Annotated in this window: 2 protein-coding genes; both read right to left on the reverse strand. The window is 62.9% G+C overall.

The annotated features are described in order from the left end of the window. On the reverse strand, nucleotides 1–305 hold a 305-nt coding region (locus ACW9UQ_RS18670; protein ID WP_458932486.1), incomplete at its 3' end, for a transposase. 86 nt (nucleotides 306–391) lie between these two features. Further along, nucleotides 392–784: helix-turn-helix domain-containing protein (locus ACW9UQ_RS18675; RefSeq protein WP_458932487.1), on the reverse strand; the 393-nt coding region annotated here is incomplete at its 5' end.

The raw sequence follows: 784 nt of genomic DNA on the forward strand, positions 1-784 counted from the left end.
GGCGGCAGATAGAGGAACCAGCAGCCGTGGTCGCGCAGGGCCTGTGCTGCCTCCTTGTTCCGATGGGTCGCCAGGTTATCGAGAATGACGACGGTGCCGGGGGCGATCTCTGGCACAAGCACTTCGCGGGTGTAGGTGGCGAAGGCGGGACCGTTCATTGCGCCTTTGATGACCCATGGCGCAATCAGGGCTGGTGTCAGACCTGCGATCAGCGTCTGTGTGCCCCAGTTGCCAAAGGGCGCATCCATCATCAGGCGTTTCCCTCGTTTCGCCCTGCCGCGCAAGCGTGTGAGATTCGTCTTCACCGCCGTTTCATCAATGAAGACAACGCGATCCGGCAAGGCGGCAATGGCGGGAAGCCGATGCTTGAACCACTCGGCGCGCTGCTGCTTTACCTTGGCACGGCGGCGCTCGGCGGCAACCAGCGACTTTTTTTGTACGTGAACCCGAGCCGCGTCAGCAGGTTGGCGATGGAGGAGTGGTGCACCCGCACGCCCTCCGCCTCGGCAAGCGCATCGCGCAATTCGAAAAGCGTGATGTCGGGGTCCTGGGCAACCAACTCCTCAAGGAAAGCCTGATGCGGGGCCAACTTTCCCCTGCCGCGCGGTGGCCCCTGGGGGGCGGGTTCGGCATGTCCCACGGTCCGAACCTGACGCGCCCACCGCGCGCCTGTCGCAGGCGACAACTTCAGACGCAACGCCGCCGCGCGACCGCTTAAACCTTCCTCAATATATCTTTGAAACCGCGTCCTGAGTGCTGATGGCAAAGGTGCTGACATGATCCA

The organism is Halovulum sp. GXIMD14793 (assembly GCF_054457435.1).